Source organism: Pseudomonas sp. LBUM1672, from assembly GCF_059695655.1.
The window spans coordinates 3,020,800-3,036,012 of record NZ_CP166781.1 but is presented as its reverse complement, the minus strand read 5'-3'; the positions used below and the strand labels follow the sequence as shown (position 1 = coordinate 3,036,012).

Here is a 15,213-nt window from a genome sequence, read left to right as displayed (position 1 = left end):
CAGTCTCATCAGATGTAGTCAGAAGGGACGGCTAACCCATGCAACGATCTTTTACGTTCAGAGCTTTGGTATGTTTGAGTAGCCTGGCCCCGGCCTCAATGCTATACGCAGCACCGGACCCCCAGGTCGAAATCCTAAAACAAGAACTCATGGAGTTGAAACAGCGTTACGAAGCACAACAGAACGCGTTGATGGTACTCGAGCAACGCGTTCGCCAAGTCGAAGAAGCACCGGCAACACCTGCTCCCAAACGCCTGACCAAATCCCCCGCCGAAGGCACCAAGGGAGGCCAGGCTGTGGCCGCCGGAGCGCCGGGAACCACCGGCAGTTCTTACGGCCAATCGCTCAAGGACGATTCGGAGCCTGCGCAAAGCGTTTCCAACCTGTATGACGAAGCCAGTGGCTTCTTTGGTGGCGGCAAGTTCAGCGTCGAAACCGGCCTGACCTACACCCACTACGATACCCGAGCCTTAACGCTCAACGGTTTCCTGGCACTGGACTCGATTTTCCTCGGCAACATCAACCTCGATCGCATCAAGGCCGACAACTGGACCCTGGACCTGACCGCCCGCTACAACGTGGCACAGCGTTGGCAGTTCGACATTAACGTCCCCGTCGTCTATCGCGAATCGACGTATTCCTCCGGTGGCGCTGGTGGCGCAGGCCCGGTGACGTCTGACGCAACCGTTACTCGCGACCCGACCATCGGCGATGTGAACGTTGGCGTTGCCTACAAGTTTCTGGATGAGTCGGCCAACCTGCCCGACGCGGTCGCTACACTGCGCGTCAAGGCACCGACCGGCAAGGACCCTTACGGCATCAAGCTGGTGAGTGACCCGACCAACGACAACCTCTCGGTCCCCGAGGACTTGCCGACCGGCAATGGCGTCTGGGCGATCACTCCGGGCATCTCGCTGGTCAAGACCTTCGACCCTGCCGTGCTGTTCGGCAGCCTGTCCTACACCTACAACATGCAGGACTCTTTCAGCGACATCAGTCCTCAGGTCGGCTCCAAGGTGAAAGGGGACGTGAAGCTGGGCGATTCCTGGCAGATCGGCGCCGGCATTGCGTTCGCCTTGAACGAGAAGATGAGTATGTCGTTCTCGTTCACCGATCAGTTCGCCCGCAAGAGCAAGATCAGGCCGGACGGTGGTGATTGGCAGTCGATTTCCAACAGCGATTACAACTCGGCCAACTTCAACATCGGCATGACACTGGCCGCCTCCGACAACCTGACGATCGTACCCAACCTGGCCGTCGGCTTGACTGAAGATTCCCCAGACTTTTCCTTCAGCCTGAAATTCCCGTACTACTTCTGATCCACAACAACAAAGCCCCGCTGCGACTTCAATCCCGGCGGGGCTTTTGTGTGTGGAACATTGAAAGATCGCAGCCTCGTTTCACTCGACAGCTCCTACAGGTTTGCACGGAACCCTTGTAGCAGCTGTCGAGTGAAACGAGGCTGCGATCTTTTGATCTTGCGTCTAACGGATCTGATGTTTGTGCAACAAACGGTAGAAGGTAGGCCTGGAGATCCCCAGCACCTTGGCGGCGATACTCAGATTATCGCTGTGGCGATTAAGTACATCGCACAAGGCTTGGCGTTCAGCGCGGGTCTTGTAATCTTCCAGCGTGCCCATCGGCGCGGGAATCGTATGCTGGCTGAGCAGCCCCAGGTCTCGCGCCTCGATCTGCCGGCCTTCGGCGAGCACCAACCCGCGACGTACCCGATTGGCCAGCTCGCGAACATTGCCCGGCCAGTCATGCTTGCCCATGGCAATCAACGCGTCGTCGCTGAAGCTGCGAGGGCGGCGGCCGGTTTCATGACTATAGAAATGGGAGAAGTGGTTGGCCAGCATCGCCAAGTCGCCATGGCGCTCACGCAGCGGCGCAGTGACGACTTGCAGCACGTTCAGTCGGTAGTACAAATCCTCACGAAAGCTTTTTTTCTCGACCGCGGCCTCAAGGTCGACATGCGTCGCCGCCAATACCCGCACATCCACTGGAATCGGCTGGCTGCCGCCAACATGCTCGATGTGTTTTTCCTGCAGGAAGCGCAGCAGATTGGCTTGCAACTCCAGTGGCAGGTCACCGATCTCATCAAGGAACAAAGTGCCGCCATTCGCCGCTTCGATACGACCAACCTTGCGTTGGTGGGCGCCGGTAAAGGCGCCTTTCTCATGCCCGAACAGTTCGGACTGGATCAAGTGTTCGGGAATTGCCCCACAATTGATTGCAACGAAAGGTCTGTTGTGACGCTGGGATTGTCGATGAAGCGTGCGGGCCACCAGTTCCTTGCCGGTACCGCTTTCACCACGAATCAATACCGGAGACTCGGTGGGTGCCAGTTTGCTGAGTAATTTGCGCAGTTCGCGAATCGGTTTGCTATCGCCAAGCAGTTCGTGCTCTGGCTGATCGATATGAATCGTGCCCTGCCCGCGCAGGCGCGCCATGCCGAACGCCCGGCCCAGCGTGACTTGCACCCGGGAGACATCAAACGGCAAGGTATGGAAGTCAAAAAACCATTCGCAGACGAAGTCACCGACGTTTTGCAGGCGCAGGACTTCTTGGTTGAGAACGGCAATCCACTCGGTACCGCTGCGGCTGATCAGTTCTTTGACGGCTTCGGGGCGTTCCAGATGAAAGGGTTGTAATCGCAACAGACCGACATCGCACGTTCGGTCGCCGGCGTTCTCCAAGGAACAGCTGTCAACATCCCAGCCCACAGAGCGCAGACCCGGCAACAGACGATGGCAGTCGTCGCAGGGATCTACTACTAACAGACGTCGTAACGCAGGCGTTTCGATCATGACTGTTCCTTGACGCCAAACTTTAGGAAATATTATTAAAAACAGTCGTTTGGCGGATCTGGCTGTAACATTAGCAAGAATTTGACACTACCTTGTACCGTTTGACTATAGGGATATTGCTTTATTAGTTATAAGAACGGGTTTGTTAGTTACCTAACGAGTTCAACCTTTCACTCAGCTTTCAAAAACCGCCCTGCGTTGAGTATATGAAAGAAAGTTGAAATTTCTTTTGATTTGGGTGTGACCTGACCCCCGGTTGAAGGCATCAGTACAAGTAACCAGCCGAACGGTAAGCCCAACCGACGGCCTGTCACTTGATTGGGCATAATAGAGAGAAGATCCCATGACCGCCCCGCTCCGTATCAACGAAGCTCTTTTGATTGCCGACCGCGCATTCCAACCTTTCCAATGCGTGGCCTGGGCCCCACAAGACGGCAACGGCGAACTCTGCCTGACGGTGATCGATCGCACCAGCACCCCTCTCGGCCGCAAACAAATCCCATGCAGCGCCTATACCGACCCGGCGCAACTCGAACACCTTCTTGAAGAAGCTCGCGCCCAATTGAGCGAAGAAGGTTACATGCTGCAATCGTGGTCCATGCCGCACTAAGAATTTCGCATTTAAAGCGTAAAAAAGATCGCACGCAGCCTCGTTTCACTCGACAGCGCCTACAACGGATACGCTTTCCCCTGTAGGAGCTGTCGAGTGAAACGAGGCTGCGATCTTTTGGCTTTATTACTTGGCAGGCTTGTCAGTGGTTCGAAAAGACACTGTTCTGGCACAAAGCGACCCTCCACCTGTTAGTTGTTACGGTTGTGCAATCGAGCGTTCAGGGATTGAATGTTTTGCACACGCAGTTGCCCTCCCGGTTCCCGGGTTTCGGTCAGCTCGCAAGGAGACGCGTGCATGCCAGACCAGACTGCTTTTGCCCGACCTGCAGCGCAGTACACGGCCGGTCACCTCGATAAAAATTTTGCCTCCAATGGCAAAACCCAGGTGTATTTCGCCGCCAGTACGTCGAGCATCGCCAACAGCGTGGCGATCGATTCCAGCGGTCGCATTCTGGTAGCGGCGAAAGTCGGCACTCGGGGCGGCCATTGCTTTGGCCTGGCTCGCTTGCTTGAAGACGGTTCGGCGGACCTGGCATTCGGTACTCGCGGCAGTGTCATCGGGCAATTCCAGCGCGGTTATGAGGCCATGGCGGGCAAGGTCCTGGTGTTGGGAGACGGCAACATCCTGGTCGCCGGCCTGCACTATGAAGACGCTCACCAGACACTGCCGGCTCTGGCGATGTTTGACTCGCAAGGTCAACCACTCAGAGATTTTGGCGACGATGGATGCTGCGTCATACGCCTGCCGGGAAATCTGTCACGGGGCGTGCGCAACGCCTGGCTTCCTCCTGGCGTCCCGGGAGCCGAAGCCTGCGACGTCCAGGTTCAGGCTGACGGTCGCATCCTGCTGCTGGCCAATCACCCCTTCGAACTGGCCGACCACGTGGGCCTGCTGATTCGCCTCACCGACACGGGCGAGCTCGATAGCTCCTTCAACGGCCGCGGCTTTGTCATGGTCCGGCATTTGCTGATGAACTCCTGGCTCAGCAGCCTGATGGTGCAGCGGGACGGTCGGATCATGGTCGGCGGCTCGATCAATTTCCCTGAAGAAGGCTTGCTGGCGCGCTACCTCCCCGACGGCAGCCTGGATAACCACTTCGCCGTGGATGGTTTCATGACCTTCAGTGTTGAGGGGCACAGCGCTCAGGTCAGTCAGATCGTCCAGCAGGAAAATGGCGATTTGCAGTGTTTTGGCAGCAGCCGCGACCCGATGCATAGCCTGGCGCTGAAACTGCACAGCAACGGTCGCCCGGACGTTCATTGCAACAGTGGCCAGCCACACTTGCTAAAGATCGGGCGCAGCGGTTGCCAGTGGAACGCCGCACAGCTCCAGCCAGACGGTCGCGTGCTGGCAGTGGGCGCCACGATTGGCGGAGTTGAAGCCGACTTTCTGTTGGCCCGGTATTTACCGGGCGGACAGCTGGATCCTGGCTTTGCCGAGGGCACCTGCTGGGTTCGCACCCGCCTGGGCCGCAGCCTGGATACCGCCACGTCGGTGGCTGTTCAAGCGGATGGAGGAATCGTCGTAGCGGGTTATTCGCTGGACGGTAACTACCGGGCGATCGTGGCGCGCTATCTCGGTTAGGCCAACGAATTTTCCCACCCTTGATCTTCCCTTCGGCTTACGGCAAGTTGCGCGCTTCTGAATACAAGGAGTAGCCGATGTCCGGTTCAATGGCCCACGCCTTCGCGCACAACTTTCTCGGCCACTCACCCCGCTGGTACAAGGCGAGCATTGTCGGCTTCCTGATACTTAACGTACTGGTGTTGTGGACGGTCGGTCCGGTGGCAGCCGGATGGTTGCTGGTGCTGGAATTCATCTTCACCCTGGCCATGGCGCTCAAGTGCTATCCGCTGATACCCGGCGGGTTGCTGCTGGTCGAAGCGCTGCTGCTGAAAATGACCACGCCCCAGGCGCTCTACGACGAGCTGGTGCACAACTTTCCGGTGATCCTGCTGCTGATGTTCATGGTGGCAGGCATCTACTTCATGAAAGACCTGCTGCTGTTCCTGTTCTCGCGCTTGCTGCTGGGGGTTCGATCCAAGGCGCTGCTGGCCCTGATGTTCTGCTTTCTCTCGGCGTTCCTGTCGGCGTTCCTTGATGCCTTGACGGTGACGGCGGTGATCATCAGCGCTGCGGTGGGGTTCTATTCGGTGTATCACCGCGTCGCCTCGGGCAACGATCCGCGTCAGGACAGTGGGTTCAGCGATGACCAGCACCTGCCCAAACTGCATCATGACGATCTCAACCAGTTCCGCTCTTTCCTGCGCAGCCTGCTGATGCACGGCGCCGTGGGCACGGCATTGGGCGGTGTTTGCACATTGGTTGGAGAGCCGCAGAATCTGTTGATTGGTCACGAGATGGGTTGGTACTTTTCCGAGTTCTTTCTGAAAGTCGCGCCCGTTTCATTGCCGGTATTGGTCGCAGGCCTGGTGACCTGCGTGCTGCTGGAGAAACTGCGCTGGTTCGGTTACGGCACGCTGCTGCCGGACAACGTACGCGCGGTGCTGGCCAATTATGCGGCCGAAGACAACGCCCAGCGTACCTCGCGCCAACGCGCAGCCCTGATCGTTCAAGGGCTGGCGGCACTGATTCTGATTGGCTGCCTGGCGTTTCACGTGGCTGAAGTGGGGCTGATCGGCTTGATGGTAATCGTGCTGATCACCGCCTTCACCGGCATCACCGACGAGCACCGCATCGGCAACGCGTTCAAGGACGCCATGCCGTTCACGGCATTGCTGGTGGTGTTCTTCGCAGTGGTCGCGGTGATCCACGATCAGCAGCTGTTTACGCCGTTGATCCAGTGGGTGCTGGCGCTGCCGGCCGATCAGCAGCCGGGCATGCTGTTCATAGCCAACGGCTTGTTGTCAGCCATCAGCGATAACGTGTTTGTGGCAACCATTTACATCACTGAAGTGAAGCAGGCATTCGTCTCCGGGCACATGAGCCGTGAGCACTTCGAAACGCTGGCCATTGCGATCAATACCGGCACCAACCTGCCGAGCGTGGCGACACCTAATGGTCAGGCGGCGTTTCTGTTTTTGCTGACGTCGGCGATTGCACCGCTGATTCGGCTGTCGTATGGGCGGATGGTGTTGATGGCGTTGCCGTATACGGTGGTGATGGGTGTTTTGGGTTGGTACGCCGTCAGTTACTGGCTGTAAACACCGAGCAAAATGTGGGAGCGGGCTTGCTCGCGAAAGCGGTGTGTCATTCAGTATAAATATTGACTGACACGGCCTCTTCGCGAGCAAGCCCACTCCCACATTGGTGTTGTGTACTTACCGGGGCAGGATATACCGCTCAATCGCCTGTGCCGCGCCGTCTTCGGTGTTGGCGCCTGTCACCACATCGGCCTGGCGCTTCACCGCTTCTTCCGCCTGCCCCATGGCAATCGACAACCCGGCACAATGAAACATCGCCGGGTCATTGCCGCCATCGCCCATCGCGGCAGTCTGTTCCAGTGGCACGCCGAGAAACTCGGCCAGTGTCGCCAATGCGGCGCCTTTGTTGGCCTGCATCGCCGTCACGTCCAGGTACACCGGTTGCGACCGTGAGACCTGCGCCTGGCCTTCCACTTTCGGCAACAGTTGCGCCTCCAGCTCGATCAACAATTGCGTGTTGTTGCTGGTAGCCACGATCTTGTCGATGCGCGTCAGAAACGGCTCGAAACTCTCGACCACCACCGGCGGATAGCCGAGACCGTGCTGCTCGCGCGGGACCATCGGCCCGTCCGCGTCCTTGAGCAACCAGTCACCGCCACTGAACACCCAGACTTCAACGTCCGGCTGATCGGCAAACAGTGCCAGCGCCGTCAGCGCAGCGGTGGCCGGCAAATAATGCGCAACCAGCAAACTACCGTCCGGATGGACGATCGTGCCGCCATTGAACGCCGCCGTCGGCAGGTCGACGCCGAGGGCTTCGATCTGCTGCAGCATGGCTTTGGGTGGACGGCCGGTGGCCAGGCTGAACAGCACACCAGCCTCGCGTAAGGAACGAACTGCCTCAATGGTGCGCTGACTGAGGCTGTGATCGGGCAGCAGCAAGGTGCCGTCCATGTCGCTCAGCAGGAAACGGATGGGCTGTTGCGGGGCTTCACTCATCCGAGGCTGTGCCAGACGCGACCGTCGCGGGCCAACAGCTCATCAGCCGTCTTCGGGCCGTTCTCGCCGGCCGGATAGCGCTGCACGCTCGCGTCCTGCTGCCAGGCATCGAGGAAGGGCTGCACGGCGCGCCAGCCGTTCTCGATGTTGTCGGCGCGCTGGAACAGCGTCTGGTCGCCGGTCAGGCAATCGTAGATCAGCGTTTCGTAGCCGGTGGACGGCTGCATTTCAAAGAAATCCTTGTAGGCAAAACCCAGCTCAATGTTGGCCATTTTCAGCGCCGGCCCGGGCCGCTTGGCCAGCAGGTCGAACCACATGCCTTCGTTGGGCTGGATCTGGATTCGCAGATAAGTCGGTTGCAGTTCATCGACCTCAGTATCGCGGAACTGCGCATACGGCGCGGGCTTGAAGCAGATGACGATCTCGGTGTCTCGCACGCTCATGCGTTTGCCGGTGCGCAGGTAGAACGGCACGCCGACCCAACGCCAGTTGTCGATCATGACTTTCAGCGCAACGTAGGTTTCGGTGTTGCTATCGGGCGCGACGTTGGCTTCCTCGCGATAACCGGCCAAGGGTTTGCCATCGAGTTCGCCAGCCGTGTATTGGCCACGCACCGAGTTGGCCCGGGCCTCTTCCGTGGACCACGGACGTATCGCACCGACCACTTTGGCTTTCTCGCCACGGACCGCATCGGCGCCAAAGGCTGCCGGCGGTTCCATCGCCACCATCGCCAGCAACTGGAACAGGTGATTGGGCACCATGTCCCGCAACGCGCCGGTGTGTTCATAAAAACTGCCACGGGTTTCCACGCCGACGGTTTCAGCGGCGGTGATCTGCACGTGGTCGATGTAATGGTTGTTCCAGAACGCTTCGAACAGGCTGTTGGAGAACCGGCTGATCAGAATGTTCTGCACGGTTTCCTTGCCCAGGTAGTGGTCGATCCGGTAGATCTGGTTTTCCGACATGACCTTGAGCAAACACGCGTTCAGCGCTTCAGCGGTGTGCAGATCGGAGCCGAACGGTTTCTCGATCACCACCCTTCTGAACGCTTCGGGTGTTTCTTGCAGCAAGCCGGCGGCACCGAGGCGGCGCACCACTTCACTGAAGAAACGTGGCGCGGTGGCCAGGTAGAACACCGCATTGCCCGTGCCGCTGGCGGCGATTTTCGCCGCCAGCGCTTGATAAGTGCTGTCGTCCAGGAAGTCGCCCTGGACGTAGCTGATGCCTTTGGCCAGTTTGGCCCACAGCGCCGGATCAAGGGCTTCATCGCCCTTGCCGACTTTGGTGGCCGCTTCAGTCCTAATGAAATCTTCGAGCTTCTGCGCAAAGGCTTCGTCACTGATGGCGTTGTGGTCAACGCCGATGATCCGCAGTCCATCGCCAAGCAGACCGTCGCGACTCAGGTTGTACAGCGCCGGCATCAGCAAGCGCTTGACCAGGTCACCATGGGCACCGAACAAAAACAGCGTGGTCGGTGGTGCGGGTTCTGCCTTTGATTTATTGCGGATCAGACGCGTCATTTTTTCGCAGTCTCCACATGGCCGCCGAAGCCGAAGCGCTGGGCCGAGAGAATCTTGTCGCCAAAGGTGCCTTGGCCGCGCGAACGGTAGCGGGAGAACAGCGAGTTCGACAGCACCGGTACGGGCACTGATTGCTCCATGGCGGCTTCGATGGTCCAGCGGCCTTCACCGCTGTCGGCCACCGAGCCTGAGTAACCGTCGAGTTTAGGATCGCTGGCCAGTGCGTCGGCGGTCAGGTCGAGCAACCACGACGACACCACGCTGCCACGGCGCCAGACTTCGGCGATGTCGGCCACATTCAGGTCGAAGCGCTGGTCTTCCGGCAGGTTTTCGCTGGCCTTGGTCTTGAGGATGTCGAAGCCTTCGGCGAAGGCCTGCATCATTCCGTACTCGATGCCGTTGTGGATCATCTTCACGAAATGGCCAGAGCCTGCGGGACCTGCGTGGATGTAACCGCGCTCGGCGCGATCGTCTTCCGACTTGCGGTCCTTGGTGCGCGGGATGTCACCCATGCCCGGCGCCAGGCTGTCGAACAGCGGATCAAGGCGTTTTACCACCTCGGCTTCGCCACCGATCATCATGCAGTAACCGCGATCCAGGCCCCAGACGCCGCCGGACGTGCCGACGTCGATGTAGTGCAGGCCTTTCTCCGACAGGGTTTTCGCCCGGCGGATGTCGTCCTTATAGAAGGTGTTGCCGCCGTCGATGATGGTATCGCCGGCTTCGAGCAAGGTGCTCAGGGTGTCGATGGTGTCTTCGGTCGGTGCGCCGGCCGGCAGCATGACCCACACCGCACGTGGCTTGGCCAGGCCGGCGACCAGCGCCGGCAGGTCGATGACGCCCTTGGCGCCCTCTGCGGCCAGGGTGTCGACGAAGGCGGTATTGCGGTCGTAAACAACGGTGGTATGCCCGTTGAGCATCAGGCGACGCGCAATATTTCCGCCCATGCGGCCCAGTCCAATAATCCCGAGTTGCATGTGCTGATGCTCCCTACTACAAATAAAGTGTGTCAAAGGTTATAGCCCAACGCGACTAATGAGGGTTAGTCCAGAGCGCTGGCGTGAAGTTTCCGGGCATTGTGCCCGATCCTGACTGATAACGTCAGAAATCAAACTGAAGACACAACGACCATGAAAAATAAAAAAGTTCCCATCAGGGGCAAAAGAAATCAAAATTGGCGCCGATAGTAAATAAGCACCGATGTCGGGGCGGATTTACAGTTGAGACAGCCATTTGCGAGGTGAGCAATGGGCACAGTACAAGCAGCACGACCAGCACAAACCCTTTACGTCACGATCCGTCGTGATGAATTGCGCCAGTTGAAAGAAGAGCGCGACCTGTTGAAGCAGGAGCTCGCGCAGCTGCGCTTACTCACACAAAGTTCTACGGCACAGCCCTTGCCCGTCACCCAGCGTGCTCCACACGCCTGATCCCCTCGCTTGATCCGGAAACAGCCCTCCGCTGTTTCCGACACCGCTTCCCTGCCTGTCTTGCCGTTCGCGGCGACTCACAAAGTTTTCACATCAACTTGTTGATACTCCCGCGAATTATGGCCGCTCGGTATCCGCGCGGCTTCCGTTCGTCGGCAACATGGAAGGCTCCCGACGTGTCGACGTGATTTCTTGGCTGGAGCGCTGAATGAGTGTGTTCAAACGCAGCACTACGACTGCGAAAGGTTTCGATTGGGCAGGATTTCTCTGGTTGTTCCTGTTCTTCTGGTATTTTTCCGGCATTACCCAACTGCTGATCCAACTGACGGGCACCTCCGGTTTTACCGGGTTCCGCCAGGCCTTTGTGATGAGCGCCATCTGGCTCGCGCCGATGCTGCTGTTCCCTAAGCAGACGCGGGTAATGGCCGCGCTGATCGGCGTGGTGCTGTGGGCCTGTTCGATGGCCAGCCTGGGTTACTTCTTCATCTATCAGCAGGAATTTTCCCAGAGCGTCATCTTCATCATGTTCGAATCGAACATCTCTGAAGCGGGCGAATACATGACCCAGTATTTCGCCTGGTGGATGGTGGCGGCGTTCCTCGCCCACACGCTGTTCGCGTATTTCCTGTGGACCCGCTTGCGTCCGGTGTACATGCCTCGCGGCCGCGCACTGGTTGCCGCAACCGCGATCCTGGTGGCCGTGGTCGGTTACCCGCTGATCAAGCAAACCGCGCGCACCGGCAGCCTGGCCGGCGGCTTCGAGAAATTCGAAACCCGTATCGAGCCGGCGGTGCCTTGGCAGATGGCGGTGGCGTATCACCGTTACCTCGACACCCTGGCCGGCATGCAAGACATGCTCGACAGCGCGAGCAAGATTCCACCGCTAAAAAACCTCAAGGACACGATGGCCAACCAGCCAGCGACCCTGGTGCTGGTGATCGGCGAGTCCACCAACCGTCAGCGTATGAGCCTTTACGGCTACCCGCGTGAAACCACGCCGGAATTGGACAAGCTCAAGGATCAGATGGCGGTCTTCGACAACGTCATCACCCCGCGCCCGTACACCATCGAGGCGTTGCAGCAGGTGCTGACCTTCGCCGACGAAGAAAACCCGGACCTTTACCTGTCCACACCGTCCTTGGTGAGCATGATGAAACAGGCAGGTTACAAGACCTTCTGGATCACCAACCAGCAAACCATGACCAAGCGCAACACCATGCTCACGACGTTCTCTGAACAAGCCGACGAGCAGGTGTACCTGAACAACAACCGCAACCAGAATGCCGCGCAGTACGATGGCGACGTGATCGCGCCGTTCAACAAGGCTCTGGCGGACGCCGCGCCGCGCAAGCTGATCGTGGTGCATTTGCTCGGCACGCACATGAGCTATCAGTACCGTTATCCGCCGACCTTCAACAAGTTCACCGATCGCAAGGGTGTGCCGGACGGCGTGCGTGACGATCAGGTGCCGACCTACAACAGCTACGACAACGCGGTGCTGTACAACGACTTCGTGGTGTCGAGCCTGATCAAGGACTACGCCAAGTCCGATCCGAACGGCTTCCTGATGTACCTCTCGGACCACGGCGAAGATGTATTCGACTCTGCGGGCCACAGCACGCTGGGGCGCAACGAGGCCAAGCCGACCGCGCCGATGTACACCATTCCGTTCATGGCCTGGGCTTCGCCGAAATGGCGTGAAACCCACGACTGGAGTTTTGCCGCTGACCTGGGGCGGCCTTACAGCAGTTCGCAGCTGATCCACACCTGGGCCGATCTGGCGGGCCTGAGTTTTGATGAACTGGACCGCAGCAAGAGCCTGGTCAGCGACAGCTTCACGCCGCGGCCGTTGATGATCGGCAATCCATATGAACGTCAGTCGCGCCCGCTGATCGATTTCAGCCTGATGAAACCGAAAAGCACGCCGTCCGATCCGTCAGTCGCGCAGAAATGATGTCCTGAGGGATCGGCTCCGATCTTTCACTATGTAGAGGAACCAGTGGGAGCTTGCTCCCACAGGGTTTACACCAGCCGCCCGCTTTAACGTCTCCGAAACACCTTAAAATAACAATAATTCTCGTTTAGACCTAAATCCCCTCTCCCCCCTTCGTCTTTGAACAAACGGAATTTTTCCCTCGAAGACAAGGAGTCGGCTGCGATGTTCGCGCCTATCACCCGTTCCATGACCTTTACCCTGGGCCTGTGCAGTGCTGCCCTGAGCCCCGATTTGCTGGCTGAAACCGCCCCGGAACAAGCGCCGAGCCGCACCCTTGAACTCGGCGCCACCAATGTGACCGCCCAGGGGCTGGGCACTACCACCGAAAACACCGAGTCGTACACCACCGGCGCCATGAGCACCGCAACGCGGCTGAACCTGTCGATAAAGGAAACGCCGCAGTCGGTGTCCGTGGTCACGCGCCAGCAGATGGACGATTTCAAACTCGGTACGTTGTCCGAAGCCATGAGCCAGACCACCGGTGTGGTGGTTCAGCACAACGACTCGGACCGCGTCAGCTATTCGTCCCGCGGTTACTCGATCAACAATTTCCAGATCGACGGGATGCTCAACACCTTCAGCTACATGAAGTCCGATTCCGACACCATCATCTACGACCGCATCGAAGTGGTTCGCGGCGCGACCGGCCTGACCACGGGCGCCGGCGATCCCTCCGCGACTATCAACATGGTGCGCAAACGGCCGACCGCACAATGGGCCGCCCAGACCGGTGTCAGCGGCGGCAGCTATGACGATTACTACAGCTATGTGGACGTCGGCGGGCCGCTGGCCTTCGACGGGCGCCTGCGCGCTCGCAGTGTGCTGGCCTATCGCGACAGCGGTTCCTACCGTGACAAGTACGCGCTGCAACGGGAAGTCGGCTACGGGATTCTCGAAGCCGATTTGACCGACGACACCGTGCTGGCCGTGGGTTACGACTATCAGGACAAACAGGTGCAAGGCACGTCCTGGGGCACCGTGCCGTACTGGAACGCTGACGGCAGCAAAGCCAACCTCGGACGCTCCACCAACATGGCCACGCCGTGGAGTTCCTGGCCGCTGAAGGACAAGACCGCGTTTGCCACGCTGGACCAGCAACTGGGTGCCGGTTGGCACCTCAAGGCGGCCTACACCCACCGCGAGAGTGACACCGACGGCAAGATCTATTACGGCGGTGGCGGTTTCCCCGAGGCGGATCGCAGCGGCATGTTTGCCAACGTCAGCCACATGGTCGGCACGCAGAAAATGAAGGCCTATGACTTCAACGTGTCCGGCCCTTATTCGCTGTTCGGTCGTGAACACGAAATGATGATCGGCTATGGCGAAGCCGAGCGTAGCGAAGACAACCCCTACACCGTAGACGGCCCACGGTCGGCGGATTACGAGAGGGTTCCCGACTGGAAGTACATGGGCGGCATTCCCAAATTCCCGGACACCGTCACCGGACTGAAAGGCTCGGATGAAAGCACCCGGCAAAAGGCCGGTTACCTGGCCACGCGCCTGACCCTGACCGACGACCTGCACGCAGTCCTCGGAAGTCGCTACGGAACGTGGGAAATCTCGAAAACGGCCAACAAGTACGACGGCAATCTGCAACTGAGCAGTGTCGAAACCAACCGCCAGCAGCACAACGACATGTGGACGCCGTACGCCGGGTTGCTCTACGACATAACGCCCGAGTACACGGTGTATGTCAGCTACACCGACATTTTCAAGCCGCAGGACGAGCGTGACAGCAATCACACATACCTCGAGCCGGTGGTCGGCAGCAACTATGAACTGGGGCTCAAGGGCAGCCTGCTGGAAGAGCGACTCAACCTCACCACTGCGGTGTTCTGGAGCAAGCAGGACAACGTCGCCGAACTCGACGATTCCGTACCGCCAGACCCGGTCACCGGTGAGGAATTCTTCAGATCGGGCGGCAAAGGCAACAAGGTTCAGGGCTTTGAAGCCGAGATCTCCGGCGAGGTGATGGCGGGCTGGAACATGACGGCCGGCTACACCTACACCCACTCGGCCAATGGCGAGAAGCAGCGCAACAAAACCAACCAGCCGTTGAACATGGTCCGCTTCTCCACCGCTTATCGCCTGCCCGGCGACTGGCAGGCGCTGACCGTGGGCGGCGCGGTGAACTGGCAAAGCGACGTCTACCGCGCCGCCAGACGCCCGGTCGGTCGTGGCGCTGATGGCGAGGTCATCACCGCCAGCACCAACATCCGCCAGGAGGCCTACACCGTGGTCAAGCTGATGTCGCGGTATGAGTTCGACAAGCACCTGTCCGCTTCGCTGAACGTCGACAACTTGTTCGACAAAAAGTATTACGACAACGTCGGGTTCTACAACGGCGTCTATTGGGGCGACCCGCGCACGGTCACCTTGAGCCTGGACTGGAAGCTTTAACGCGGTTGATTCCCAAATACCGGAATCGGCGGATAATGTCCCGGCAACATTGGTTCATGGATGAAAGGCACCCGATATCCGTAGTGGGAGGCAAACCATGAAACGTACTGCGTTGATCCTCGCCAGTCTGATGATGTTCGGTTCGACCACCGCATTTGCCGAAGGCGGCGCCGAGCGCATGCGGTATTACTTCGAAACCCTGCATCTCAAACAACAGCAGGCTAATGGCGTCGAAACCAGATCTATTGAACTGAGGGTTCCGAACGATCAAACCGCACAAGTGACCGAAACTTATCGGCCTAAATAAACGATGACTAACGGGCGTCCTGGTGGACGCCCTT

At 58.9% G+C, this 15,213-nt stretch carries 12 protein-coding genes; 8 read left to right on the top strand and 4 right to left on the bottom strand.

The window, feature by feature from the left end; translation table 11 throughout:
- The first annotated feature begins 38 nt into the window (after window positions 1-38).
- The gene (gene fapF / locus ACA053_RS13855; RefSeq protein ID WP_497395959.1) at window positions 39-1,319 is read left to right on the top strand and encodes a fibril amyloid transporter FapF; all 1,281 of its coding nucleotides are present in this window, start codon (window positions 39-41) and stop codon (window positions 1,317-1,319) included.
- Window positions 1,320-1,484: 165 nt separating this feature from the next.
- Here fapF and ACA053_RS13850 read toward each other — a convergent pair whose 3' ends face one another.
- Complete coding sequence (locus tag ACA053_RS13850) at window positions 1,485-2,810, bottom strand: sigma-54 dependent transcriptional regulator (RefSeq protein ID WP_497317898.1); 1,326 nt, start codon at window positions 2,808-2,810, stop codon at window positions 1,485-1,487.
- Window positions 2,811-3,153: 343 nt separating this feature from the next.
- Between ACA053_RS13850 and ACA053_RS13845 the strand changes: the two genes are divergently transcribed.
- From ACA053_RS13845 to nhaB, 3 genes are all read left to right on the top strand, one after another.
- Window positions 3,154-3,420, top strand: coding sequence for a DUF1652 domain-containing protein (locus ACA053_RS13845; RefSeq protein ID WP_497317896.1), 267 nt, complete (start codon window positions 3,154-3,156; stop codon window positions 3,418-3,420).
- A 297-nt stretch (window positions 3,421-3,717) separates the two neighbouring features.
- Window positions 3,718-5,007: a hypothetical protein gene (locus ACA053_RS13840; protein ID WP_497395957.1), complete on the top strand. Its 1,290-nt coding sequence runs from the start codon at window positions 3,718-3,720 to the stop codon at window positions 5,005-5,007.
- Window positions 5,008-5,084: 77 nt separating this feature from the next.
- Entirely contained in the window at window positions 5,085-6,587 is a 1,503-nt protein-coding gene (gene nhaB / locus ACA053_RS13835; protein WP_497317892.1) for a sodium/proton antiporter NhaB, read from the top strand.
- A 117-nt stretch (window positions 6,588-6,704) separates the two neighbouring features.
- Here nhaB and ACA053_RS13830 read toward each other — a convergent pair whose 3' ends face one another.
- From ACA053_RS13830 to gnd, 3 genes are read right to left on the bottom strand one after another with little or no spacing between them, the layout of a single operon-like run.
- Window positions 6,705-7,526 (bottom strand): HAD family hydrolase, encoded by an 822-nt coding sequence (locus ACA053_RS13830; RefSeq protein WP_497317890.1) that lies wholly within the window; start codon window positions 7,524-7,526, stop codon window positions 6,705-6,707.
- Complete coding sequence (gene zwf, locus ACA053_RS13825) at window positions 7,523-9,046, bottom strand: glucose-6-phosphate dehydrogenase (RefSeq protein WP_497317888.1); 1,524 nt, start codon at window positions 9,044-9,046, stop codon at window positions 7,523-7,525. The genes ACA053_RS13830 and zwf overlap by 4 nt, the downstream gene beginning before the upstream one ends.
- Window positions 9,043-10,023 carry a phosphogluconate dehydrogenase (NAD(+)-dependent, decarboxylating) gene (gnd, locus tag ACA053_RS13820; RefSeq protein ID WP_497317886.1) on the bottom strand — a complete coding sequence of 327 codons (981 nt, stop codon included), beginning with the start codon at window positions 10,021-10,023 and terminating at the stop codon, window positions 9,043-9,045. The genes zwf and gnd overlap by 4 nt, the downstream gene beginning before the upstream one ends.
- 270 nt (window positions 10,024-10,293) lie before the next feature.
- Between gnd and ACA053_RS13815 the strand changes: the two genes are divergently transcribed.
- The 4 genes from ACA053_RS13815 (at window position 10,294) to ACA053_RS13800 (ending at window position 15,179) form a co-directional block, all read left to right on the top strand.
- The gene (locus tag ACA053_RS13815; RefSeq protein ID WP_497317884.1) at window positions 10,294-10,476 is read left to right on the top strand and encodes a DUF6026 family protein; all 183 of its coding nucleotides are present in this window, start codon (window positions 10,294-10,296) and stop codon (window positions 10,474-10,476) included.
- A 208-nt stretch (window positions 10,477-10,684) separates the two neighbouring features.
- A complete protein-coding gene (locus ACA053_RS13810) occupies window positions 10,685-12,430 on the top strand; it encodes a phosphoethanolamine transferase CptA (protein WP_497317882.1) in 1,746 nt (581 codons plus the stop codon).
- A gap of 204 nt (window positions 12,431-12,634) precedes the next feature.
- Entirely contained in the window at window positions 12,635-14,872 is a 2,238-nt protein-coding gene (locus ACA053_RS13805) for a TonB-dependent siderophore receptor (RefSeq protein WP_497395955.1), read from the top strand.
- Between the two features lie 97 nt (window positions 14,873-14,969).
- Complete coding sequence (locus ACA053_RS13800) at window positions 14,970-15,179, top strand: hypothetical protein (RefSeq protein WP_109630869.1); 210 nt, start codon at window positions 14,970-14,972, stop codon at window positions 15,177-15,179.
- The last annotated feature ends 34 nt before the right edge of the window (window positions 15,180-15,213 follow it).